The organism is Microlunatus capsulatus (assembly GCF_017876495.1).
Taxonomy (GTDB): Bacteria; Actinomycetota; Actinomycetes; order Propionibacteriales; family Propionibacteriaceae; genus Microlunatus; species Microlunatus capsulatus.
The window spans coordinates 3,545,458-3,566,798 of sequence record NZ_JAGIOB010000001.1; the positions used below are offsets into that span (position 1 = coordinate 3,545,458).

Annotated in this window: 24 protein-coding genes and 1 pseudogene; 17 read left to right on the forward strand and 8 right to left on the reverse strand. The window is 76.1% G+C overall.

From position 1 onward, the window contains the following. The 3 genes from JOF54_RS16445 (at nt 1) to JOF54_RS16455 (ending at nt 2,766) form a co-directional block, all read left to right on the forward strand. Nucleotides 1–1,119: a glycosyltransferase family 4 protein gene (locus tag JOF54_RS16445; RefSeq protein WP_210057767.1), complete on the forward strand. Its 1,119-nt coding sequence runs from the start codon at nt 1–3 to the stop codon at nt 1,117–1,119. 121 nt (nt 1,120–1,240) lie between these two features. Next, nucleotides 1,241–1,666 carry an SRPBCC family protein gene (locus JOF54_RS16450; RefSeq protein ID WP_210057769.1) on the forward strand — a complete coding sequence of 142 codons (426 nt, stop codon included), beginning with the start codon at nt 1,241–1,243 and terminating at the stop codon, nt 1,664–1,666. 53 nt (nt 1,667–1,719) lie between these two features. After that, a complete protein-coding gene (locus JOF54_RS16455) occupies nt 1,720–2,766 on the forward strand; it encodes an ROK family glucokinase (RefSeq protein ID WP_210057778.1) in 1,047 nt (348 codons plus the stop codon). A 37-nt stretch (nt 2,767–2,803) separates the two neighbouring features. On the opposite strand, the gene JOF54_RS16460 is transcribed toward JOF54_RS16455, so the two are convergent. Beyond that, on the reverse strand, nt 2,804–3,301 hold the full coding sequence (locus JOF54_RS16460) for a hypothetical protein (protein WP_210057781.1): 498 nt from the start codon (nt 3,299–3,301) through the stop codon (nt 2,804–2,806). Continuing rightward, nucleotides 3,298–4,182, reverse strand: a complete 885-nt coding sequence (locus tag JOF54_RS16465) for an alpha/beta hydrolase (protein ID WP_307804285.1) — start codon at nt 4,180–4,182, stop codon at nt 3,298–3,300. Before JOF54_RS16465 ends, JOF54_RS16460 begins: the two co-directional genes overlap by 4 nt. Before the next feature lie 195 nt (nt 4,183–4,377). Here JOF54_RS16465 and JOF54_RS16470 point away from each other — a divergent pair, with 195 nt between their 5' ends. From JOF54_RS16470 to JOF54_RS16525, 12 genes are all read left to right on the forward strand, one after another. After that, nucleotides 4,378–5,160, forward strand: coding sequence for a lysophospholipid acyltransferase family protein (locus JOF54_RS16470; RefSeq protein ID WP_210057783.1), 783 nt, complete (start codon nt 4,378–4,380; stop codon nt 5,158–5,160). 118 nt (nt 5,161–5,278) lie between these two features. After that, nucleotides 5,279–6,034: a lysophospholipid acyltransferase family protein gene (locus JOF54_RS16475; protein WP_372443526.1), complete on the forward strand. Its 756-nt coding sequence runs from the start codon at nt 5,279–5,281 to the stop codon at nt 6,032–6,034. Nucleotides 6,035–6,088: 54 nt separating this feature from the next. Next, nucleotides 6,089–7,174: a sigma-70 family RNA polymerase sigma factor gene (locus JOF54_RS16480; protein ID WP_210057785.1), complete on the forward strand. Its 1,086-nt coding sequence runs from the start codon at nt 6,089–6,091 to the stop codon at nt 7,172–7,174. Next, nucleotides 7,171–8,061, forward strand: coding sequence for an STAS domain-containing protein (locus JOF54_RS16485; protein ID WP_210057787.1), 891 nt, complete (start codon nt 7,171–7,173; stop codon nt 8,059–8,061). The genes JOF54_RS16480 and JOF54_RS16485 overlap by 4 nt, the downstream gene beginning before the upstream one ends. Then, a complete protein-coding gene (locus tag JOF54_RS16490; protein ID WP_210057789.1) occupies nt 8,058–8,471 on the forward strand; it encodes an STAS domain-containing protein in 414 nt (137 codons plus the stop codon). The genes JOF54_RS16485 and JOF54_RS16490 overlap by 4 nt, the downstream gene beginning before the upstream one ends. After that, nucleotides 8,468–8,758: a phosphatase RsbU N-terminal domain-containing protein gene (locus JOF54_RS16495; RefSeq protein ID WP_210057792.1), complete on the forward strand. Its 291-nt coding sequence runs from the start codon at nt 8,468–8,470 to the stop codon at nt 8,756–8,758. The genes JOF54_RS16490 and JOF54_RS16495 overlap by 4 nt, the downstream gene beginning before the upstream one ends. Before the next feature lie 359 nt (nt 8,759–9,117). Then, complete coding sequence (locus tag JOF54_RS16500) at nt 9,118–9,972, forward strand: nuclear transport factor 2-like protein (protein ID WP_210057794.1); 855 nt, start codon at nt 9,118–9,120, stop codon at nt 9,970–9,972. Next, nucleotides 9,965–10,321, forward strand: a complete 357-nt coding sequence (locus JOF54_RS16505; protein WP_210057796.1) for a hypothetical protein — start codon at nt 9,965–9,967, stop codon at nt 10,319–10,321. Before JOF54_RS16500 ends, JOF54_RS16505 begins: the two co-directional genes overlap by 8 nt. Before the next feature lie 42 nt (nt 10,322–10,363). Beyond that, nucleotides 10,364–11,758, forward strand: coding sequence for a class II 3-deoxy-7-phosphoheptulonate synthase (locus JOF54_RS16510; RefSeq protein WP_210057798.1), 1,395 nt, complete (start codon nt 10,364–10,366; stop codon nt 11,756–11,758). 99 nt (nt 11,759–11,857) lie between these two features. After that, nucleotides 11,858–12,313 (forward strand): hypothetical protein, encoded by a 456-nt coding sequence (locus JOF54_RS16515; RefSeq protein WP_210057800.1) that lies wholly within the window; start codon nt 11,858–11,860, stop codon nt 12,311–12,313. Next, complete coding sequence (locus JOF54_RS16520) at nt 12,306–13,154, forward strand: hypothetical protein (RefSeq protein ID WP_210057802.1); 849 nt, start codon at nt 12,306–12,308, stop codon at nt 13,152–13,154. Before JOF54_RS16515 ends, JOF54_RS16520 begins: the two co-directional genes overlap by 8 nt. A gap of 63 nt (nt 13,155–13,217) precedes the next feature. Continuing rightward, entirely contained in the window at nt 13,218–14,243 is a 1,026-nt protein-coding gene (locus JOF54_RS16525; RefSeq protein ID WP_210057803.1) for a threonine aldolase family protein, read from the forward strand. Nucleotides 14,244–14,253: 10 nt separating this feature from the next. Here the strand turns inward: JOF54_RS16525 and JOF54_RS22010 are convergent, their stop codons facing one another. Continuing rightward, nucleotides 14,254–14,835, reverse strand: coding sequence for a DUF2087 domain-containing protein (locus JOF54_RS22010; protein WP_210057806.1), 582 nt, complete (start codon nt 14,833–14,835; stop codon nt 14,254–14,256). 74 nt (nt 14,836–14,909) lie between these two features. Here JOF54_RS22010 and JOF54_RS16535 point away from each other — a divergent pair, with 74 nt between their 5' ends. After that, entirely contained in the window at nt 14,910–15,566 is a 657-nt protein-coding gene (locus JOF54_RS16535) for an MBL fold metallo-hydrolase (RefSeq protein WP_210057809.1), read from the forward strand. Nucleotides 15,567–15,576: 10 nt separating this feature from the next. Beyond that, entirely contained in the window at nt 15,577–16,224 is a 648-nt protein-coding gene (locus tag JOF54_RS16540; protein WP_210057811.1) for an SDR family oxidoreductase, read from the forward strand. Between the two features lie 6 nt (nt 16,225–16,230). On the opposite strand, the gene JOF54_RS16545 is transcribed toward JOF54_RS16540, so the two are convergent. The 5 genes and pseudogenes from JOF54_RS16545 to pknB all read right to left on the reverse strand — a co-directional run. After that, nucleotides 16,231–16,962, reverse strand: coding sequence for a VOC family protein (locus JOF54_RS16545; RefSeq protein ID WP_210057813.1), 732 nt, complete (start codon nt 16,960–16,962; stop codon nt 16,231–16,233). Beyond that, nucleotides 16,959–18,257, reverse strand: coding sequence for a hypothetical protein (locus JOF54_RS16550; RefSeq protein WP_210057816.1), 1,299 nt, complete (start codon nt 18,255–18,257; stop codon nt 16,959–16,961). Before JOF54_RS16550 ends, JOF54_RS16545 begins: the two co-directional genes overlap by 4 nt. Then, entirely contained in the window at nt 18,254–19,192 is a 939-nt protein-coding gene (locus JOF54_RS16555; RefSeq protein ID WP_307804287.1) for a DMT family transporter, read from the reverse strand. Before JOF54_RS16555 ends, JOF54_RS16550 begins: the two co-directional genes overlap by 4 nt. 32 nt (nt 19,193–19,224) lie before the next feature. Next, entirely contained in the window at nt 19,225–19,413 is a 189-nt protein-coding gene (locus JOF54_RS22170) for a PASTA domain-containing protein (RefSeq protein WP_425560657.1), read from the reverse strand. Nucleotides 19,414–19,446: 33 nt separating this feature from the next. After that, nucleotides 19,447–21,261, reverse strand: a pseudogene (gene pknB, locus JOF54_RS16560) (Stk1 family PASTA domain-containing Ser/Thr kinase); the annotation flags it as partial. Nucleotides 21,262–21,341 lie beyond the last annotated feature (80 nt).

Consider the following 21,341-nt stretch of genomic DNA (forward strand, 5'->3'; position numbering starts at 1 on the left):
GTGCCGCGCACCCTCGTCGTCACGAACGACTTCCCGCCGCGCATCGGGGGCATCGAGTCCTTCGTCGCCGACCTCTGCACCCTGCTGGACGACGACGTCGTCGTGCTCACGTCCGGGCCGCCCGGCGCGGCCGCGACCGATGCCGGGCGGCCCTACCCGGTGGTCCGCCGGGGCGGGCTGCTGCTGCCCACCCCCGCCGTCGCTCGCGAGGCCGCCGAGCTGCTGCGGCGCTCCGGCGCCGACCGGGTGCTGTTCGGGGCGGCCGCCCCGCTCGGGCTGCTCGCGCCGGCGCTGCGGCGGGCCGGCGCCCGGCACGTCGTCGCGCTCACGCACGGCCACGAGGTGTGGTGGTCGCTGGTCCCGGGCGCCCGAGCGGCGCTCCGGCGGGTCGGCGACGCGTGCGACCACCTGACGACGATCTCCGACTTCACGACGGCCGCGGTCGGCGCCGCCCTGAGCCCGGCCGCCCGCGCGCGGCTGCTGCGGCTGCCGCCCCCGGTCGACCTCGCCCGCTTCGGGCCAGCGCCGGGGCCGGCCCTGCGGCCCGAGGCGCTCCGCTGCGTCGCCGTCGGGCGCTTCGTCCGGCAGAAGGGCTTCGACACCCTGCTCCGGGCGTGGCGCGACGTGCTGGCCGGCTGGCCGGGGGGCCAGGCCCGGCCCGAGCTCGTCCTCGTGGGCGACGGGCCGCAGCGGCCGGCCCTCGAAGCGCTGGTGAGCGGGCTCGGGCTGGCGGGCACCGTCCGGCTGACCGGCGCGGTGCCGCGGGAGCAGGTCCTCGCCGAGCTCCGGGCGGCCCGGGTGTTCGCGCTGCCCGTGCGGAGCCGGTGGGGCGGGCTCTACGCCGAGGGGCTCGGGCTCGCCGCCGTGGAGGCGGCGGCCTGCGGCCTGGCTGTCGTCGTCGGGCGGTCCGGCGGCGCCCCGGAGACGGTGGTCGAGGGCCGGACCGGCGCCGTCGTCGACCCCGACGACCCGGGTGCCCTCGCCGCGGTGCTGCTGCCGCTGCTCCAGGACCCGGACCGCGCCGCCGCCCTGGGCGCGGCGGGCCGGGAGCACGTCGCCGCCCGCTTCGGCGCCGACGCCGCCCGGGCCACCCTGCGCGCCGCGCTGGCCCTGGGCTGACGCCGGTCCGGCCGTGCGCCGGCGAGGACCCCAGCCGGTATCCTCAGCAGCGCATCGTGGTCCCTCAGCAGGAGCGGTGCCGCCCATCGGGGCGGCCGACGGACCCGGGGAGAGGCTGGACGTGGCCGACCAGACGAGCGGGTCCATCGACATCGCCGCACCGCCCGAGGCGGTGATGGCCGTCATCTCCGACGTCGAGCAGTACCCCGCCTGGGTCGACTCGATGAGCAGCGCCGAGGTGCTGACCAGCGAGGACGGCCGGCCCGAGACGGTCCGGATGGTGCTCGACCACCCGGTGGTCAAGGACGACTACGTGCTCCGCTACACGTGGGCCCCGGCGCTCGTCAGCTGGCGGCTCGTCGAGGGCCACCTGCTCAAGACGATGGACGGCTCCTACGCCGTCGAGCCCCGGGGCGCCGGCAGCACGGTGACCTACCGGCTGACCGTCGACGCCAACCTGCCGATGATCGGGATGTTCCGCCGCAAGGCCGAGAAGACGATCATCGACGGCGCCCTGCGGGGCCTCAAGCGCCGGGTGGAGGGCTGACCACCCCGCCGGGAGCCGGCCTGCGCCGCCCGGCTCCCCGGCCCGCGCCCCCGGTGCTGAGCATCGGCATCGACATCGGCGGCACCAAGGTCGCGGCCGGCGTCGTGGACGAGCAGGGCGGGATCCTCGAGCGGCTGCAGGAGCCCACCCCCTCGCACAGCCCGGTCGCCGTCGAGGACGCCATCGTCCGGCTCGTCGGCCAGCTGCGGTCGCGGCACCGCGTCGAGTCGGTGGGCATCGGCGCCGCCGGCTGGGTCGACAACGAGCAGGCGGTCGTCCGCTTCTCCCCGCACCTGGCCTGGCGCTCGGAGCCGCTGAAGGCGCGGCTGGCCGAGCGCGTCGACCTGCCTCTCATCGTCGACAACGACGCCAACGCCGCCGCCTGGTCGGAGTACCGGTTCGGCGCCGGCCGCGGCTCGTCGGTGATGGTCTGCATCACCCTGGGCACCGGCATCGGCGGCGGCCTGGTCATCAACCGCCAGCTCTTCCGCGGCACCTACGGGATGGCGGGGGAGTGGGGGCACATGATCGCCGTCCCCGACGGCCACTGGTGCGAGTGCGGCAACCGCGGCTGCTGGGAGCAGTACGCGTCCGGCAACTCCCTGGTCCGCGAGGCGCGGGCGCTGGCCCGGACCAACTCCCCGACGGCCTACCGGCTGCTGGAGATGGTGGGCGGTGACCCGGACAAGATCACCGGACCCGACGTCACCGCCGCGGCCATCGCGGGCGAGCCCAACTCGATCGAGCTGCTGGCCGACGTCGGCACCTGGCTGGGCCGCGGGATCGCCAACCTCGCCGCCGCCCTCGACCCCGAGGTCGTCGTCATCGGCGGCGGGGTGAGCGCGGCCGGGGACCTGCTGCTGCTGCCCGCCCGGCAGGCGTTCAGCCGGACGCTGACCGGCCGCGGCTTCCGGGAGGAGGCCCGGCTGGAGCTGGCGCACTTCCGCAACGACGCCGGCCTCATCGGCGCCGCGGACCTCGCCCGGCACGCCATGGTGGAGCCGCCCGACTCGGCCCGCTTCGGCTTCTGGCCGCGCCGCCGCAAGCTCAAGACCCGACGTCGTCGCGCCCGCCGGGAGCGCTGGGCCGCCCGGATCTGACGCGTGCCCGCCGGCCGGGGCCCGGAGTGCGGGTGCGCTAGAGGACCGCGCCGTCGCCGGACCCGGGCGGACGGTTCCGCGGGAGCCGGGTGACCAGGACGGCGAAGCCGCCGAGGAAGCCGAGCACGGCGACCCAGCCGACCCAGCCGGGGAAGCGGGCGCCGAAGGCGGCGGCGAGGACCACGAGCGCGGCCCAGCCGATGCCCAGCCAGCCGAGCAGCGCCGGCAGCGCCGGCGGGTCGAGCGGCGGCATCGGCTCGGGCACGTAGGGCTCGGGCTCCTCCTCGACCGGCTCCGGCTCGGGCCGGGGCTCGTCCTCGACGGGGAACTGGAAGAGCGGGACCTGCTCCCATCGGCGGTCGGGCTCGTCGCCGGCCGGGGCGTCGGCGGGCGGCTCGGCGACGGTGGTCCCGCCACCCGTGCCGTCGCCGCTGGTGACGTCGGAGGGCCGCTCGGCGGTGAGGTGGTAGCCGGCCATCATCTCCGCGAAGGCGCGGTCGATCTCGGCGCGGTCGTCCTCGCTCGGCCTGGTCATGCTCGGTCCCCCACGTGTCGGCGGAAGAAGTCCGCGGAGCCGCGGAAGATGTCCTCCGCGTCGTAGTCCAGCGTGGCTACATGGTAGCTGCGCTCCAGCACGACGACCTCCAGCCCGGCGGTCCGCAGGCCGGCCCGCAGCAGCGCCAGCGAGGAGGGGTCGACGACGTGGTCCTGGCGCGACCAGTGCACCTGGGTCGGCGCGGTCACCCGGTCCAGGTGGTCGCGGACGTCGGCCCACAGGGCGGTCTGGGAGTGCAGCGCGCGGAGCGGGTTGCGGGTGTAGCCGAACTCGCCCTCGCCGGGCTTCGCGATGTCGTCGGCGATGCCCGGAAACGACGGGACCACGCTGAGCAGCCGGGAGAAGCGGATCCGCGGGTCGGTGATGTTGATGCAGGGGTTCACCAGCGACAGCGCCGCCACCGCGTCCCCGTGCTGCTCGGCCAGCCGCAGGGCCAGCGCGCCGCCCATCGACAGCCCGGCGACGGCGACCCGCTCGCACCGCCGGCCGAGGTCGACGAAGGCCCGCTCGGCCGCGGCGTACCAGTCGGTCCACGCCGTCCGGTTCAGCTCCTGCCAGCTGGTGCCGTGACCGGGCAGCCGGGGCACGGCGACGGCGAACCCCTCCGCCTCCAGGTGCGCGGCCCAGGGCCGCACGGAGTAGGGCGCCCCCGTGAACCCGTGCAGGAGCAGGACGCCGACGGCGCCCGAGCCGCCGACGTAGGGCGCGGCCTGCGGCTTGACGGGGGCCGACGTCGGGGGCGGGCCGCCCGGCCGCCCGTAGCCGGTCAGCCGGGCGAGCAGGCCGCGCGCCGGGGACGACGCCGACGGGGTGGCGGCGGGTCCCGGGCCGCTCGGGCGCACCGGGGCGTCTGGGCTCACGCGGGCATGCTGCCACGGAAGGGGCCGGTGGCGCGACGCCCCGGCCCCGCGCCCGCGGCGCGCACCAGGTCGGCGCGCGTCCGTGGCGCGCACCAGGTCGGCACCGCCGGGTGCGGACCACTAGGCTCAGCCCGTCTCCTCGACCGGCGGAGGGCCTCTCCCCGGCCACGGAGCGCTGGGAAAGCGGAGGTCGGGTTGCTCTACTGGGTGCTGAAGTGGTTCCTCTTCGTCCCCGTGATCAAGGTGGCCTTCCGGCCCTGGATCGAGGGGAAGGAGAACGTCCCGTCGTCGGGTCCGGCGATCCTGGTGGCCAACCACATCTCGGCGGGCGACACCTACCTGATCCCCGCGCTGATCCCGCGGCGGCTCACCTTCCCGGCCAAGGCCGAGGCCTTCGCGGGCACCGGCCTGCGGGGGCGCGTGCTCAAGTGGTTCCTGGAGGGCGTCGGCATGCTGCCCCTCGACCGCTCCGGCGGCCGGGCCAGCGCCACGAGCATGACCGGCGTGCTGGGCGTGCTGGAGCGCGGCGACCTGCTGGGCATCTTCCCCGAGGGCACCCGCTCGCCCGACGGCCGGCTGCACAAGGGCAAGACGGGCGTCGCCCGGCTGGTGCTGCAGGCGCGCGTGCCGGTGCTCCCGATCGGCGTGGTGGACACGCAGTTCGTCCGCCTGCCGCTGCTCGGCATTCCGGTGATGCGCCGGCCCGGTGTCCGCATCGGCGAGCCGCTGGACTTCGACCGCTACGCCGGCGCGGGCAACGACCGCGACGTGCTGCGGTACGTGACGGACGAGATCATGGCGGCGGTCCAGGAGCTCTCGGGCCAGACCTACGTCGACGCCTACGCCTCCTCGGTGAAGAGCGCGGCCGCCGAGGGCCGGGTCTTCGAGACCACCGTGCTGGAGCGGCCCGGCGCCGGCCGTCCCGTGCCGCCGGTCCCGGCCCCGCTGCCTCCGGTGGACGAGCAGGTCCACCCGTGAGCAGGACGCCGTGAGCCGCAGCGCCCGCGCGGACGGCCCCGCCGCCGGCGAGCCCGGCGGGGACGACCCGGCCGCGCCGCCGCCCACGGACCTGGTCTCGGTCTCGGCCGACGGCCGGGTGAGCCTGGAGCGCGGTCGCGGCGGCGGTCGCGGCATCTACTGGGTGCTGAAGAACGTCCTGCTCGGCCCCGCCATCGACAAGATCTTCCGGCCGGTGGCCGAGGGCGTGGAGAACGTCCCCAGCACGGGCCCGGCCATCCTGGCCAGCAACCACCTGTCCTTCGCCGACTGGCTGTTCATGCCGCTGGTCCTCGACCGCCGGGTGACCTTCGTGGCCAAGTCCGACTACTTCACCGGCGTCGGGGTCAAGGGCTGGGCGCAGCGCCGCTTCTTCGCCGGCACCGGCCAGGTGCCGATCGACCGCACCGGCGGTCGCGCCAGCGAGGGCGCCCTGCGGGCCGGGCTCAAGGTGCTGGAGCGCGGCGAGCTCTTCGGCATCTACCCCGAGGGCACCCGCAGCCACGACGGCCGGCTCTACAAGGGCCGGACCGGCGTCGCCCGGATGGCCCTGCTGGCCAAGGTGCCGGTGATCCCCACCGCGGTGATCGGCACCGACGTCATCGCGCCCCCGGGCAAGATCATCACCAAGATCGTCAGCCCGACCGTCCGGTTCGGCACGCCGCTGGACTTCTCGCGCTACGAGGGCATGGAGGGCGACCGCTTCATCCTGCGCTCGGTCACCGACGAGATCATGTACGCGATCATGGAGCTCTCCGGCCAGGAGTACGTCGACCTCTACGCCCCGGCGGCGAAGGAGGCCGCGGCCCGCGAGGCGGCGGCGGCGGAGCGGGACGAGATCTCCCCGCAGGCCTGAGCGTTCGCCCCGGCCGGGCCCCCGGGACGGCGACGCTGGCCGTAGGGTGCGGCCATGGGGGCGACGGAGGTGCTCGAGGCGCTGCCCGGCCCCGACGAGGGTCCGGGCGTCGCGGCGCTGCTCCCGCTGGTCCGACGGATCGTCCACGCCCGGGTGCAGGACAAGGCCGCGGCCGAGGACCTCGTCCAGGAGACCCTGGTCCGGGTGCTCGCCGCCGCCGACCGCGTGGAGCCCGGGATGCTCGAGCCGTACGCCATCGTCACGGCCCGCAACGTCGTCGCCTCGATGTGGAAGGAGCGGGACCGGCACCGCCGCAACGTGCACCGGGTCGTCGACCTGGTGCCGGTGGAGGCCCCCGACGCCGACCTGCTGCGCGAGGAGGAGCGGGGCGCCGTCGCCGCCGCCCTGGACCGGCTGAGCGAGCGCGAGCGGCGCACCCTGCTGGCCCACGAGGTGGCCGGCCAGGACACCCGTTCCCTCGGCTCCGAGCTGGGGCTCTCGGCCGGGGCCGTCGCGGCCCAGCTGAACCGCAGCCGCGCGAGGCTGCGGGTGGAGTACCTGCTGCAGCTGCAGGACGAGGAGCCGCCGACCGGGCGCTGCCGCCCGGTGCTGTTCGCGCTCTCCCTCGGCGACCGGCGGCGCCAGCGCGAGCTGGATGCCGCGCGCCACCTGCTGGAGTGCGTCTTCTGCGCCGGTCTGAGCGAGCCGCTGCTGGAGCGCTCGCCGGACGCCGGGACGGTCGTGACCGTCCGCATCGAGGCCGACCCGGACATCGTCGCGGCCCGCCGGGCGGCGCGCGAGCTGGCCGCCCGCATCGGGTTCTCCCGCACCGACCTCACCCTCGTCGCGACCGCGGTCTCGGAGATCGCCCGCAACATCGTGCGCTTCGCCGGCCGGGGCGAGGTCGTGGTAGAGCTCCTGGAGCAGCCGCGGCCGGGGGTGCGGGTGACGGCCCGTGACGTCGGGCCCGGCATCGCCGACGTCGAGCGGGCGCTCGCCGACGGCTACAGCACCTACCACGGGCTCGGCCTCGGACTGCCCGGCGCCCGCCGGCTGATGGACGAGTTCGCCGTCGTCTCCGAGGTCGACCGCGGCACCACGGTGACCATGACCAAGTGGAAGAAGGAAGGGACCGCATGAACGAGTCGGACACCGGAGCGGTGGAGTTCGCGGCCCTCGACCGGGAGGACGAGGAGCAGCTGCTGCCCCAGCTGGTCGCGCACCTGCGCGAGCACCGCAGCCGGCTCCGGCAGGAGTGGTCGGGCCGCATCCAGGACTCCCACCTGCTGAGCTCGATGACGCCGCAGGAGGTCGGGGCGGAGACCACCTCGGTCTACGACAACTACGTCGAGGTGCTCGAGACCGGCAGCGTCGAGGCCCTGCAGCACTACGCGCGCGACCTCTCGGAGCGGATCATCCCGCGCGGCGTCGAGACCCACGAGGTCGTCGGCATCGTGCTCCTGCTGCGCGACGTGCTGGCCCGCTCGCTGTTCGAGAAGTACCAGGACGACTTCGACCTGCTCAACCGCGTCCTGGACGCCTACGAGCCCGCCGCCAACCGGATCGCCAACACCGTGGCGGTGAGCTTCGTCGACGAGCGCGAGCGGGTGATCCGCCAGCAGCAGGACTCGATCCGGGAGCTCTCGACGCCGGTGCTGCCGGTCCGCGAGCGGCTGCTGATCCTGCCGATCATCGGGGTGCTCGACACCGAGCGCGCCCGCCAGCTGACCGAGCAGCTGCTGCGGGGCATCCGCACCCACCGGGCGAAGGTCGTCGTCATCGACATCACCGGCGCCCCGGACGTGGACGAGGCGGTCGCCAACCACCTGGTGCGCACCGTGGACGCCTCCCGGCTGATGGGCGCCAGCGTCATCATCACCGGCCTGTCGCCCGAGATCGCGCAGACCCTGGTCACCATCGGCGTCGACCTCAGCAAGATGAACACGATCGGGGACCTGCAGGGCGGGCTCGAGGAGGCGGAGCGGCTGCTCGGCTTCACCGTGACCCGCGCGGACGGCTCGCCGTGACCGACACCGGGCCGGCCCTGGTCTCGATCCTGCGCCAGGGCTCCCAGCTGATCGCCTCCATCCACACCGCCCTGGACGACACCCAGATGGTGCGGTTCCAGCAGGACCTCGTCCACCAGATCGGGGAGCACCGGGCCCGCGGGGTCGTCATCGACGTCGCGGCCCTGGACGTGCTGGACTCCTTCGGCTCCCGGACCCTCCGCGACATCGCGGAGATGGCCCGGCTGCGGGGGGCGGCGACGGTGATCGTCGGGATCCAGCCGGAGGTGGCCTTCACGATGGTGACGCTCGGGATGGACACCGGGAGCGTGCACACCGCGCTCGACCTGGAGGAGGGCCTGGCCTACCTGGGCGGCGCGGGCGGCCAGCCCTCCACCGCGGCGCGGGCGCGCTCCGCGCAGCGTCGATGACGGGTCTCGACGACCTCCGGCGCGACTACCGCGCGGCCTTCCTGCGCTACCTGCCCCGCCGCGAGGAGGCTCCGCTGCGCGCCGGCTACGAGATCGGCCGGGCGGCGGTGGTGGACGGGCTGAGCATCCTCGACCTCGCGCAGGTCCACCACGAGGTGCTGCTCGAGGTCATCAGCACCACCCGGCGCGAGGAGCTCGGCGACGTCGCGTCGGCGGCCTCGGAGTTCCTCGTCGAGGTGCTGGCCACCTACGACATGGCCCAGCGGGGGCTGCGCCCCGGCCCCTGAGAGCGCCGTCCGCCCGTCGTCCGGGCGTGCTCGGGGGGCCGGACGCCTCCGCACCCGGCGGATGACGCGGGCAGGACGCCCCGCACGAGCGGCTCCCGGGCCCGGCCCGCGGCGCGCTCGCCGGACTGCTGCACCCGGCCCGCGTCATGCCGGACCGTCCGGGGCGTCTCCAGGGTGACGGCTCCACCGCAGGGCGTGGTCCGGGGCGTGGGGAGCGTCCCCGTCGACCCGCCCGGCTGCGGTCCGGACCCGTCGACCCTGCGGCTGCGGGGCGCCGCGCGACCCCCTGACCGGCGCCCCGTGGCCGCAGCCAGCGAGCCGGCGCAGCCGCGTCGCCGCGACCCGAGAGAGAGACGCCGATGTCCTGGTTCCCGGACGCCCTGCTGCCCGCGGGGCTCGACCGCTACGACGACGCCTGGCAGATGGTGCCCTTCTACCAGGGCCTCGTCGACCTGCCGCCCGACGTGCTGCTCGCGTCCTGGGCGGTGCCGCCCCGGCTGGACGACCCGCGCGCCGGCGCGGTGCAGGGTCCCGAGGCCTTCCAGGAGTACGTCCGCCGGACCCGGGACTGGCTCGCCCTCGTCGACGCCGCCACCCGCCCGCTGGCCACCACGGCGACGGCGCTCCGCTCGGTGGAGGAGGTGATGCTCGACCCGGCGGCCGACGGCGGGCGGCAGGAGCTCGGCGCGGCGGTCGTCGCCGAGTGGGACGAGCAGCACCGGCTCACCGGCGTGCGGATCTACCACGGCGGGCCCCTGCGGCCGCCGGCCGAGCCGCACCTCCCGCAGCTGCCCGAGCCGCCGGCGCAGGAGCCGGACCTGCCGCTCTTCCTGCGGGAGCACCGCTGGGCGCTCGAGGGCGGCGAGGTGGACGACGTCCTCGACACCTACGAGGACGACGCGGTGGTCGTCGTCCTCGACCGCGGCGTGGAGGTGCTGACGGGGCGCGAGGAGCTCCGCCGGCTGCACGCCGCGCCGGCGCTGCCCGGGGCACCGGCCCGGCCCCGGATCTGCACCGTCACCGACGACGGCCACAGCTGCGCGGTGGAGGACCGGCTCGCCCCCGACGGGGCCGGCCCGCCGACCCGGGCCCGGGTGGTCGTCTACGAGCGGGGTCGGCACGGCCGGATCGCCCACGAGCGCCGATACGTCATGTCGGCCCCGCTCGCCGGTCCGCTCGGCACCGCGGCCGGCGGAGGGCCGAGCGGTGGATGACGACGACCTGCGGACCGACCTCGTCCGCCTCTACGCCGCGGACGAGGGCGTCCGGTGCCCGCTCGTCCCGGCGCCGGGGACGACCCCGCCGCAGGACCTGCCCGCGCTCCGGGTCCGCTGCCGCGCGGCCGTGCAGACGCGGCTGGTGGCCGACGCGGCCGGGCTGCGGGTCTGGCTGGCCCGGACGGCGCGCGAGGTCTTCCTCAGCGAGCCGGCGCTCCGCCGCGGCCTCGGGGTGGAGGACGTCGCCGAGTTCTGGGGCTGGTTCGACCGCGCGCTGTGGTCGGCCCCGGAAGGGGCCGGTGCCGGCCGTGACCAGCGCCCGGCCGCCTGGGCGCCCACCCCCTGACAAAGGCGAGCCGGTCCCGCCCCCGGCGTCTAGAGTGTGCGGATGCTCGATGCGTCCCCGGTCCCCTCGCTGGACGAGCTGCATGCTCTGAACCCGCTCCAGCAGCCGACCTATGCCGACGAGGGCGCGCTCGCCGACGTCATCGCCAAGCTGCGCACGCTGCCCCCGCTGGTCTTCGCCGGCGAGTGCGACGACCTGCGCACCAAGATGGCCAGCGTCGCGGCGGGGGAGGCCTTCCTGCTGCAGGGCGGCGACTGCGCCGAGACCTTCGAGGGCGTGACGGCCGACAACATCCAGAACAAGCTGCGCACGCTGCTCTCCATGGCCGTCGTGCTGACCTACGCCGCGCAGGTGCCGATCGTCAAGGTCGGCCGGATGGCCGGCCAGTACGCCAAGCCGCGCAGCTCCGGCACCGAGACCCGCGACGGCGTCAGCCTGCCGGCCTACCGCGGTGACGCCGTCAACGGCTTCGCCTTCAGCCCCGAGTCGCGCGAGCCGGACCCGCAGCGGCTGCTCGGGGTCTACAACGCCTCCTCGGCGACGCTGAACCTCACCCGCGCCTTCGTCACCGGCGGCTTCGCCCACCTGCGCCGGGTGCACAGCTGGAACGCCAACTTCGTCCTCAGCTCCGGCGCGGGAGTCCAGTACCAGAACCTGGCCGACGAGATCGACCGCGCGCTGGCCTTCATGGTGGCCTGCGGCATCGACGACGACGCCTTCCGCACCGTCGACTTCTACTCCAGCCACGAGGCGCTGGTCATGGAGTACGAGCACGCGCTGACCCGGATCGACTCCCGCACCCGGCAGCCCTACGGCACCTCCGGCCACTTCCTGTGGATCGGGGAGCGCACCCGCCAGCTGGACGGCGCCCACGTCGAGCTGATGCGGCACATCCGCAACCCGCTGGGGGTCAAGCTCGGCCCGACGACGACGGCCGACACCGCGCTGGAGCTGGCCGACCGGCTCGACCCCGACCACGAGCCCGGCCGGATCACCTTCATCACCCGGATGGGTGCGGGCAAGGTGCGGGAGGTGCTGCCCGAGGTCGTCGCCAAGGTGACGGCCAGCGGTCGCCAGGTGGCCTGGGTCTGCGACCCGATGCACGGCAACACCTTCGAGGCCCGCAACGGCTACAAGACCCGGGCGTTCTCCGACGTCGTCGAGGAGCTCAACGGCTTCTTCGACGTCCACGAGGAGCTGGGCACCTGGCCGGGCGGCGTGCACGTCGAGCTCACCGGTGACGACGTCACCGAGTGCGTCGGCGGAAGCGACGACCTCGTCGAGGCCGACCTGGTGAACCGGTACGAGACGCTCTGCGACCCCCGGCTCAACCGCAACCAGTCCCTGGAGCTCGCGTTCCTGGTGGCCGAGCGGCTCACCACCGGCCGGATCCGCCGGGCCAAGGCCGTCCAGGCCTTCCCCGCCGTCCCGGTCTGAGCCGCGGGCCGGGCGCCGCCCGGGCCCCGGCCCCACCGGGTATCAGCAGGCCCGCTCGCGGGTCCTCTCCGTCGACACCCCACGACGGAAGGCACTCCCATGGCGACGGACGTCCTGCTCGACCAGGGCTCGGACGGCAGCTGGGTGGCGGTCGACGCCCCCGTGCTGGCCGTGACCGGCCACGACCTGATCCTCGACTCCCGCGACCGGCGCACCGACCCGACGGGCTTCCGCCGCGCGCTCGTCCACGACGGGGGCGACGGGCTGACGGTGAACTTCGGCGGCGACTACCCCGGCGGCGTCCGGCTGCACGACGCGCACGTCGAGGTGCACGTGCAGACCAGCGAGGCCGAGGTGCACCTGCCCCGCGACGGCGTCGCGGGCGAGCTGTTCGTGACCCACGTGACCGGCGGCCACGGCCGCATCACCGAGCGCGTCGACGGCGAGGTGACGCTGTGGCTCTGCCTCGGCGTCGGGGCCGCGCGCGTCGTCGGCGCGGGGAGCGCGACCTGGGTCCCGATCACCACAGGAGCGCCGGTGAGGGGCGATGCCTGAGGGCCTGCGCAGCCTCGGCGAGCAGCTGGGCATCCCCGTCGACTCCGACGGCCTCGGCGGACCGCCGGCCGTCCGGTTGGCCCGGGCCGGCCGGATCATGGCCCCGGTCCTGCTGCCGGAGCAGCGGCCGTCGTTGGCGGCGATGCTGGCCAGGGCCCGCCTGCTGCCGGAGATCCGGCTCGAGGCGGAGCTGCTCAGCGGTCCGGGCGAGGCGCCCCTGCAGCTCCGCGTCCGGGTGTCGGCGCAGGACGGACTCGTCCTGTCCACCCGGCTGTTCCCCGTGCAGGGCGGACGCGGCTTCGGGCCCAGCCCGAACGCCCTCGGCGCGGGCGGTGACCTCCCCGGTCTGTCGCAGCTGGGACCGGGGGACTGGCAGCTGGTGGTCCGGCGCGACGGCGTGGGGCCCGGCGGGTTCGTCCGCCGGGAGCGGTCGTTCGCGCTCCGGGTGACGGCACCGCCCGCGCCCGCGCCGCCGCCCCCGCCGCCCGCACCACGCCCGGTGCCGCCGACGATCACCGCGCGGGCGGAGCCGACGGCCGAGGGGCTGATGGTGCGCGTCACCGGGACGGGGTTCCTGCCGCGCCTGCCGGCCGACGCCGCCGGGGTCGCGGTCCGGCTCGTCGACGCGGTCCGGCTGCAGGACAGCCGCCGGTTCTTCACGGGGTCGCGACCGGACGGCTCCGTCGACGCGCTCGTCGGGCCCGTGGTCGTGGACACGCTGCTGCGCAACTCCCTCGGGCAGGCGCTGGTGGCCGTCTCGGCCGCCGACTCCCGCACCGACCCGGCCAGCACGCCGTCCGGCCAGCCGCTCTGGAGCAACACCGTGACCCTCGCCCTCTGAGCGCCGCCGCCCACCTGGCGGGCGGGGCCGGCCGGGCCGGGCGCGGCCGGGTAGAAAGGCACGGTGATCGACCTCCGCTCCGACACCGTCACCCGCCCGACCCCCGCCATGCGCGCCGCGATGGCGGACGCCCCCGTCGGCGACGACGTGTACGGGGAGGACCCGACGGTCCTCGAGCTGGAGCGGCGGACGGCGACCCTGCTGGGGCAGGAGGCCGGGCTCTACTGCGCGACCGGCTCGCTGGCGAACCTGCTGGGCGTCCGGATGCTCGTCGAGCCGGGCCAGGAGGTGCTCTGCGACGTCGGCGCGCACGTGGCCCGCGCCGAGATGGGCGCGCACGCCGCCGTCCACGGCCTGACCATGCGGACCTGGCCCTCCGACCACGGCCGGCTGGAGGTCGAGCGGGTGGCCGAGGTCATCTCCCCGTCCGCCGGCCCGTACCTCGTCTCCACCGCGGCCGTCGCCGTCGAGAACACGCACAACTTCGGCGGCGGCACCGTCCAGCCGCTGGAGCAGCTGGAGGCCGTCGGCGCCCTGTGCCGCGAGCACCGGCTCGGCTACCACCTCGACGGCGCCCGGCTCTGGAACGCGCACGTGGCCACCGGCGTCCCGCTGGAGGTCTACGGGCGGCTCTTCGACACCGTCAGCGTCTGCTTCTCCAAGGGCCTCGGCGCCCCGGTCGGCTCGGTGCTGGTCGGCAGCGCCGAGAACATCGCCCGCGCCCGGGTCCAGCGCAAGCGGCTGGGCGGCGGCTGGCGCCAGGCCGGGATGCTCGCGGCCGGCGCCCTGCACGCCCTCGACCACCACGTCGAGCGGCTGGCCGAGGACCACGCGGCCGCGCGCACGCTGGCCGAGGCCGTCGCCGAGCACGCCCCCGCCGCGGTCGACGTCGACGCCCTGGAGACCAACATCGTCGTGCTCTCGACGGGCGACCGTCCCGCCGCCCTGGTCGCCGCCGCGGCCGCCGAGCAGGGCGTGCTCGTCTCGGCGCTCGGACCGCGGATGGTGCGCGTCGTCACCCACCTCGACGTCAGCGCCGAGGAGTGCGCCGCCGCCGGGAAGGTGCTCGGCGCGCTGCTCGCGGGCTGACGGGGGTCCGCTAGGCGCCGCTGTCGACGCGGCGGTAGTCCCGGCCGGCGCCGCGCGTCAGCCGGCACTCCTCGACGAGGAAGCGGCGGACGGCGGCCACGTCGTCGGCCACCGTGGCCAGCACGCCGTTGACCTCGGTCTCGGCCAGCGGCCGGCCGGCGGGCAGCAGCCGGACGAGCAGGTCGGCCAGCCGGGCCCGTTCCTCCACCCGCGCCAGCACCGGCAGCCCGGTCAGCCGGCCGTGCCGGAACAGCCGGTCCAGGGAGGGCTCCTGCGCCAGCAGGGCGGTCACGGGCAGCGCGGCCAGCAGGGCGGCCGCGGTCTCCTCGAGCGCCTCCAGCCGGGGCCGCACGCGGTGCTCCTGCACCGCCACCAGCCCGGCCGCCTCCAGGGCCGCGAGGTGCCGCGTCGTCGTCCGCAGGTCGGTGCCCAGGTCGTCCGCCAGCGCTGTCACGGCGCAGCCCGGCCCGGCCCCGGCCAGCCGCAGCACCGCGCCGAGCAGCGCGGTGCGCTGGAGGTCGGCCAGGGTCGACAGCTGCTGGGCGGCCCGGCACAGGAGCGCGGCGGACGGGGCGGGGAGGTGGTCGCTCACCGCCGCAGTGTGCCGGGCCTGAGGCCGACGACGCCACCGGGTTCCGGCGCGGGGCGCTGCACTAGGTTGGCGCCATGCGCATCGCCCACCTCGGCCACGCCGCCGTCCTCGTCGAGACCGCCGGCGCCCGTGTCCTGATCGACCCCGGCAACCTCTCGTCCGACTGGCACGGCCTGACCGACCTGGACGCCGTCCTGGTCACCCACGGCCACCCGGACCACCTGGACCCCGAGCGGCTGCCCGCCCTGCTGGGCGCCAACCCCTCCGCCCGGGTGCTGCTGGAGCCGTCGGTCCTGCAGCAGGTGCAGTCCGGCGACCTGCCGCCGCTCGGCGAGGCGGCCGCGCTGGCGCCGGAGGAGCAGACGGCCGTCGGCGACCTGCTGATCACCGCCGTCGGCGGCCAGCACGCCGTCATCCACCGCGACATCCCGCGGATCGGCAACGTCGGGTTCGTGCTCCGGTCGGAGGGCGAGCCGACGTTCTTCCACCCCGGCGACTCCTACGAGACCGCCCCGGGCGGGGTCGACATCGTCGCCGTGCCCGCCTACGGGCCGTGGGGCGCGCTCAAGGAGACCGTCGACTGGGTGCGCGCCGTCGGCGCCCTCGAGGGCTTCCCCATCCACGACGAGCTGCTCAACGACCGGGGCCGCGGGCTGATCTCCGGCCGGGTCGACGCCATGACCGGCACGCGGGTCGTCGACCTGCGCGGCGGCCACGTCCACGAGTTCTGAGGAGCAGCAGATGCGCGTCGTCATCGCCGGTGGTCACGGCCAGATCGCCCTGCTCGCCGCCCGGCTGCTGGCCGACGCCGGCCACCACCCCGTCGGGCTGATCCGCGACCCGGCCCAGGCCGGCGACCTGACGGCGGCGGGGGCGGAGCCGGCCGTCCTCGACCTCGAGCACAGCGACGTCGAGGCCGTCGCGGCCGCCCTGGCGGGGGCCGACGCCGTCGTCTTCGCGGCCGGCTCCGGCCCGGGCAGCGGCGCCGCCCGCAAGCTCACCGTCGACCGCGACGGCGCCGTCCTGCTGGCCGACGCCGCCGAGCGGGCCGGGGTGCGGCGCTACGTGATGGTCTCCTCGATGGGCGCCGACCAGTTCGACGCCGGCTCCGAGGACGTCTTCCAGGTCTACCAGCGCGCCAAGAGCGAGGCCGACGCCGACCTGCGCCGCCGCGACCTCGACTGGACCGTCGTCCGCCCGGGCGGGCTGACCGACGACCCGCCGAGCGGCCGGGTGCGGGTGGCGACCGAGACCGGCCGCGGCACCGTGCCGCGCGCGGACGTGGCCGCCGTCCTCGCCGAGCTGCTGGTCACCGGCGCCGGGGTCGGCGCGCAGTTCGAGCTGGTCAGCGGCGACACCCCGGTCGCGGAGGCCGTCGCCGGCCTCTGAGCCGGGTCAGGGGACGTCGGCCCGGTTGGCGGTGACGCAGAAGAGGCGACCCGCCGGGTCGCGGTGGGCGACGAAGCCGCCGCCCTCGTGCACGGGGACGGCGCCGAGGTCCTGCACCAGCGCGACGCCGTCGGCCAGCGCGTCGGCGCCGAGGTCGAGGTGCACCCGCGCGGGTCCGTCGCCGTCGTCGCCGAGGCGCTGCAGCAGGACCTGGAGCGGATGACCGGCCGGGGGGACCCGGCGGCCGAGGAACTCGGGGTCGTCGATGACGACCTCGTCCCAGGGCAGCACCGCGCGCCAGAAGGCGGCCTCGGCGTCGACGAGCCGCGGCGGCAGGTCCAGGCACACCTGCTCGAGCCGGCGCGCGGTCCCGGTCGGCCCGGTCACCGGCCCGGGACGGGTGCGCGGCCGGGCGGTGAGCAGGCAGAGCGGCAGCCCGCCGGGGGAGCGCAGGGTCAGCCAGTCCGCGGTCCGGCGCACCCGTGCCGCGCCCAGGCCCACCAGCCGGTCGGCCTCGGCGTCGACGTCGTCGACCTCCAGGTCGAGGTGGGCGCCGACCGGGCCGTCCACCTGCTGCAGGTGCACGTAGGCGTCGCCGTCCGGCGGCACGAAGCTGCGCAGCTCCGGGTGGTCGGGCCACGGCGCACCCAGCGGCCAGCCCAGCACCGCCGACCAGAAGGCGCCGGTCGGCTCCACCGCCGGCGTGTCCAGCACGACGTGCAGCCAGCCGGCGCTCACCGCAGCTCCTGCACCGGCTGGCCGGCCGGCAGCGGCGGCGCGACCGGGGCGGACAACGCCCCCGCGCGGAAGGCCGGCGGCGTCACCCCCAGGTCAGCCCACACGAACGAGGGCACCCGGGCCAGGAAGTCCTGGGCGAAGTCGGCGCAGAAGCCGAGCGTCTCGGTGTCGTGGGAGGAGACGAGGAACCGCACGAGGTCGCCCTCGAACTGGATCCCCGGCGGCCGGACCGCCATCAGGAACTCCATCGTGCGCGGGTGGATCACGTCGTAGGCCAGCTTGGGACTCGCGGAGCGGACCTTGAACCGGTCGTTGAACTCCTCGCTCTCGAACCTGACCCGCTCGCCGCCCCAGCCGCCGTCGATGCTCAGCTGCGGGAGGACGAAGGGCAGCCAGACCCCGGCGACGACCTCGTCGTGGTGGTCGGTGACCGTCCGCGTCCGGGTCCGGCCCTCGCCGTCGGTCGTGGTCTCCGTGCGCGTGGTCTTCCAGCGGTGCACCAGCCCCTCGACCACCAGCCCGTGGTCCTCGCCGCGGACGACCTGCTCGGTGCTGTGCCCGAAGCCGGCCGTCGTCAGCCCGAACCGGGCGATCGCGGAGTCGTCGGAGCCCACGAGCACCCATGAGGGCCGGCCGTGGAACGTGAAGCCGGGCGCCACGGGCGGCTGGGACCACGGGGCGAGGGCCGTCGCGTCGACGGCCAGCACGACGGCGGCGAGCGCCTCCAGGTAGCCGGCGAGCTGGTCGGGGTCCTTCGGCGCGCCGACGGCGACCAGCTGGGCCCCGTCGACGCTGACGTCGACCGGGTACCCGGCCTGGCCGAACGCCGCCAGCGCGGCCAGCACCGCGGGGCTCAGCAGCGCACGGGCGTAGCCGGGGTCGGCCGCGTGCACCTGCAGCGCCGGCTCGAGGGGCAGGGCCGGCAGCCGGACCCCGGGCCGCACCGGCCCCGCGCTGACGAAGAGGTCGGGCAGGGTCAGGGGCAGCCGCAGGCTGGCCAGCCGGGCGTCGGACCGGGGTCCGCCGCCCTTCACCGCGTACTCGAACACCCGGAAGGGCACACCGCCGGCGGTGGTGCCGGCGATCCCCTCGTCGACGGCGCGCTCGAGGCCGAGGCCGAACGGCGGCGCGTGGTGGTCGAGCACCCACTCGAGCCGGGGCGCCGACTCGAAGCTCCAGCCGCGCTCGCGCAGGCTCGTCACGTAGCGGTGCCGGCGGACCAGGAGCGCCACGCCGACGGCGACGCCGACGAGCACGACCGCGAGGACGACCCAGCCCAGCACCTGCCCGTTCACGGCTGGTCCCGGACGGCGTCGACGGGGGCGGCCGGCCCGGCCACCGGGACCCGGCGGCGGCGCCGCGGGGCGAGCTCCACGAGGTACATGGCGGCGAGGATAGCGATCCCCCCGGCCACCATCCGGAGCGTCAGCCGCTCCCCGCCGAGGGCGACGGCGAAGGCCGCGGCCCACACCGGCTCCATGGCCATCACCACCGCGGCGCGGGCCGCCTCGACCCGGGCCTGCGCCCAGGTCTGCAGGACCATCGTGAGCGCCCCGGCGACGACGGCGAGGTAGAGCACGGCCAGCCAGTCCCCGCTCGTGGCCGGCAGCTGCAGGCCGGCGCCGCCGGCACCGGGCCAGACGGCGGCCACCGTGCAGACCACGGTGATGACGACCATCTGGACCAGGCTCAGCGGGAGCGCCTCGCCGGGGGTGGAGAGCCGCCCCATGGCGATGATGTGGCCCGCGTAGACCAGGGCGGAGGCCAGCGTGAGCAGCTCGCCGGCGCCGAGGGCGAAGCCGTTCAGGCTCAGCACCCCGAGCCCGACGGTGGCGAGCGACGCGGCGGCCCAGGTGGTGCCGCTGACCCGGGTGCGCAGCAGCAGGGCGGCCAGCAGCGGGGTCGCCACCACGTAGAGGCCGGTGATGAAGCCGGACACGCTGGCCGAGGTGTGGGCCAGCCCCGCCGTCTGCAGGATCTGGGCGACGCCGTAGAGCAGGCCCAGCAGGACGCCCGAGCGCAGCGTCGAGCGGCTCATCCGCAGCCGCCGGCCCGCGAGCAGCACGAGCGCGAGGCTGCCGATCCCGAAGCGCAGCGCCAGCATGTCCGCCACGGGCAGCCGGACCAGCAGGTCCTTGATGAGGAAGAAGGTGGACCCCCAGGCCGCCGTCATCGCCAGCAGGGCCAGCAGCGGGGCGAGGTCGGAGCGGGTCCGGGACGGGGGCGGCACCGGCTCAGCCTAGGCCCGGCGGCGCCGTCGGCTCAGACGACGTAGAGGGTGATCGTCGAGCCCTTGGGGGCCTGCGAGCGGATCTTCGGCCCGGTGGAGACGACGAAGCCGACGCCGATGTAGTTGACGGCCGCCGCCTGCACGCGGGTCCGGAACCCGGCCTCCCGCATGACCTTCTCGGCCGCCCGGACCCCCATCGCCCGGACGTTGGGCACGGTCACCAGGACGGGCCCGAGCGAGCGGACGACCTCGACCTCGTCCCCCTTCTGCCCGCTGCCCTTCGCCGGGGACTGGCTGAGCACCCGGTCCGCGGGGACCTCGTCGGAGTTCGCCGTGCTGACCGCCACGGCGAAGCCGGCCTTGCGCAGCGCGGCCACGGCGTCGTCGGCCGGCTTGCCGGTCCAGTCGGCGATCTTCACCGGCTTCGGGCCCTTGGAGACGGTGAGCGCCACGACGGTCTCGGCCTTCACCCGGGCGCCGGGCTCGCTCGACGCCGCGGTCACCGTGCCCACCGGGACGGACGCGCTCCACTCCTCGGTGACCTCGCCGGGGCTGAGCCGGGCGTTCGTCAGCGCGGCCACGGCGGCGGCGCGGGACAGCCCGACCAGCGTGGGCACCGGGTAGCGCTCGGGACCGCGGGAGACGACGGCGTCGATCTGCCCGCCGTCGACGACCTTGGCCCCGGGCCCGGGCTGGGTGGAGATGACGGCGCCCGAGGGCACCGACTCGCTGTAGGCCTCGTCGACGCGCAGGTCCAGCCCCGCCTGGGACGCCACCCGCTCGGCGTCGGCGCGGCTCATCCGGGTCAGCGCGGGCGCCGTGGTGAACCGGCCCTCGGTGAGGTACCAGCCGGCCAGCAGCGCCAGCGTCGTCAGCAGCAGCACCAGCAGGACGGCAAGCCAGCCGCGCCGCCGCTTGCGGGCCTGCCGCTCCCGCTGCACCGCCGCGCGCTCGGCGGCCGAGGGGCGGGGGGCGACCGGCACGACCGGCGGCGGGGCGAAGGCGGCGGTGGGGCGGACCGGCTCGGCATGGGCCGGTCCCGGACCGGCCGTGGCCGGCGCGTCGGCCCGGGGGAGCGTCTCGTCCGGGCGCGGGAGCGCCGGGGCGCTGACGAGCTGGGTCGGCTCGGCGTCGGCGTCCACGGGCTGCGTCCGCAGCACGCTGAGGTCCTGGGTGAGCTCCGGGTCGTCGACGACGCCGTCCCGCAGCGCGGCGCGGACCCGGCGCACCTGGGTCAGCAGCACCCGGGCGTCGTGCGGCCGGTGGTCGGCGTCGCGGGCGGTGGCCCCGGTGACCAGGGCGTCGAGGTAGGGCGGGATGCGGCCGGAGCGGTTCACCGTCGAGGGCGCCGGCACGTCGTTGTGGACGTGGGCGTAGGCGACCTGGATGGGCGTCTCGCCGGTGTGCGGCTTGCGGCCGGTGAGCAGCTCGAAGAGCACCACGCCCGCGCTGTAGACGTCGGAGCGGGCGTCGGCGCGGCCCGAGAGGACGAGCTCGGGGGGCAGGTAGGAGACGGTCCCGATCAGCAGGCCCTGCGTCGCCGTCGACGTCTGCGACGACACCGCCTTGGCCAGCCCGAAGTCGGCGACCTTGACCTGGCCGCGGTCGCTGAACAGGACGTTCTCGGGCTTGACGTCGCGGTGCACCAGCCCGGCGTCGTGCGCGGCGGCCAGCGCGGAGAGCACCGGCTCGAAGATCTCCAGCGCCCGGGCCGGGGCCATCGGCGCCTCGCGCAGGATGACGTCGCGCAGGGTCGGGCCGCCGACGTGCTCCATGACGATGTAGGGCCGGACCGTGTGGCCGTCGAGGACGGCCTGGCCCTGGTCGAAGACCGAGACCACGCAGGGGTGGGAGAGCCGGGCCGCCGCCCGCGCCTCGCGGTCGAACTTGCGGGCGAACTCGGCGTCGTCGCCCAGCCCGACGTGCATCACCTTGACGGCGACGGTGCGGGTGAGCCGGGTGTCGACGGCCTCGTAGACGGTGGCCATCCCGCCGCGGGCGAGGCGGGAGGTGATCTGGTAGCGACCGTCGAGGACCTGGCCGACCAGGGGGTCGCCGACGCTCGTCATGGTCACGCCTGCTCCAGACACGGTGGGGACGATGGCCGTGTGGGCCTCGGCGGCCACCCTAGGCCGGTCCGGGGGCTCGA

Coding starts and splice junctions, on each gene's coding strand:
- JOF54_RS16460 (WP_210057781.1), bottom strand. CDS start 3,301: ATGACCAGGCCGAGCGAGGACGACCGCGCCGAGATCGACCGCGCCTTC.
- JOF54_RS16480 (WP_210057785.1), top strand. CDS start 6,089: ATGGGGGCGACGGAGGTGCTCGAGGCGCTGCCCGGCCCCGACGAGGGT.
- JOF54_RS16485 (WP_210057787.1), top strand. CDS start 7,171: ATGAACGAGTCGGACACCGGAGCGGTGGAGTTCGCGGCCCTCGACCGG.
- JOF54_RS16495 (WP_210057792.1), top strand. CDS start 8,468: ATGACGGGTCTCGACGACCTCCGGCGCGACTACCGCGCGGCCTTCCTG.
- JOF54_RS16500 (WP_210057794.1), top strand. CDS start 9,118: ATGTCCTGGTTCCCGGACGCCCTGCTGCCCGCGGGGCTCGACCGCTAC.
- JOF54_RS16510 (WP_210057798.1), top strand. CDS start 10,364: ATGCTCGATGCGTCCCCGGTCCCCTCGCTGGACGAGCTGCATGCTCTG.
- JOF54_RS16515 (WP_210057800.1), top strand. CDS start 11,858: ATGGCGACGGACGTCCTGCTCGACCAGGGCTCGGACGGCAGCTGGGTG.
- JOF54_RS16520 (WP_210057802.1), top strand. CDS start 12,306: ATGCCTGAGGGCCTGCGCAGCCTCGGCGAGCAGCTGGGCATCCCCGTC.
- JOF54_RS16535 (WP_210057809.1), top strand. CDS start 14,910: ATGCGCATCGCCCACCTCGGCCACGCCGCCGTCCTCGTCGAGACCGCC.
- JOF54_RS16540 (WP_210057811.1), top strand. CDS start 15,577: ATGCGCGTCGTCATCGCCGGTGGTCACGGCCAGATCGCCCTGCTCGCC.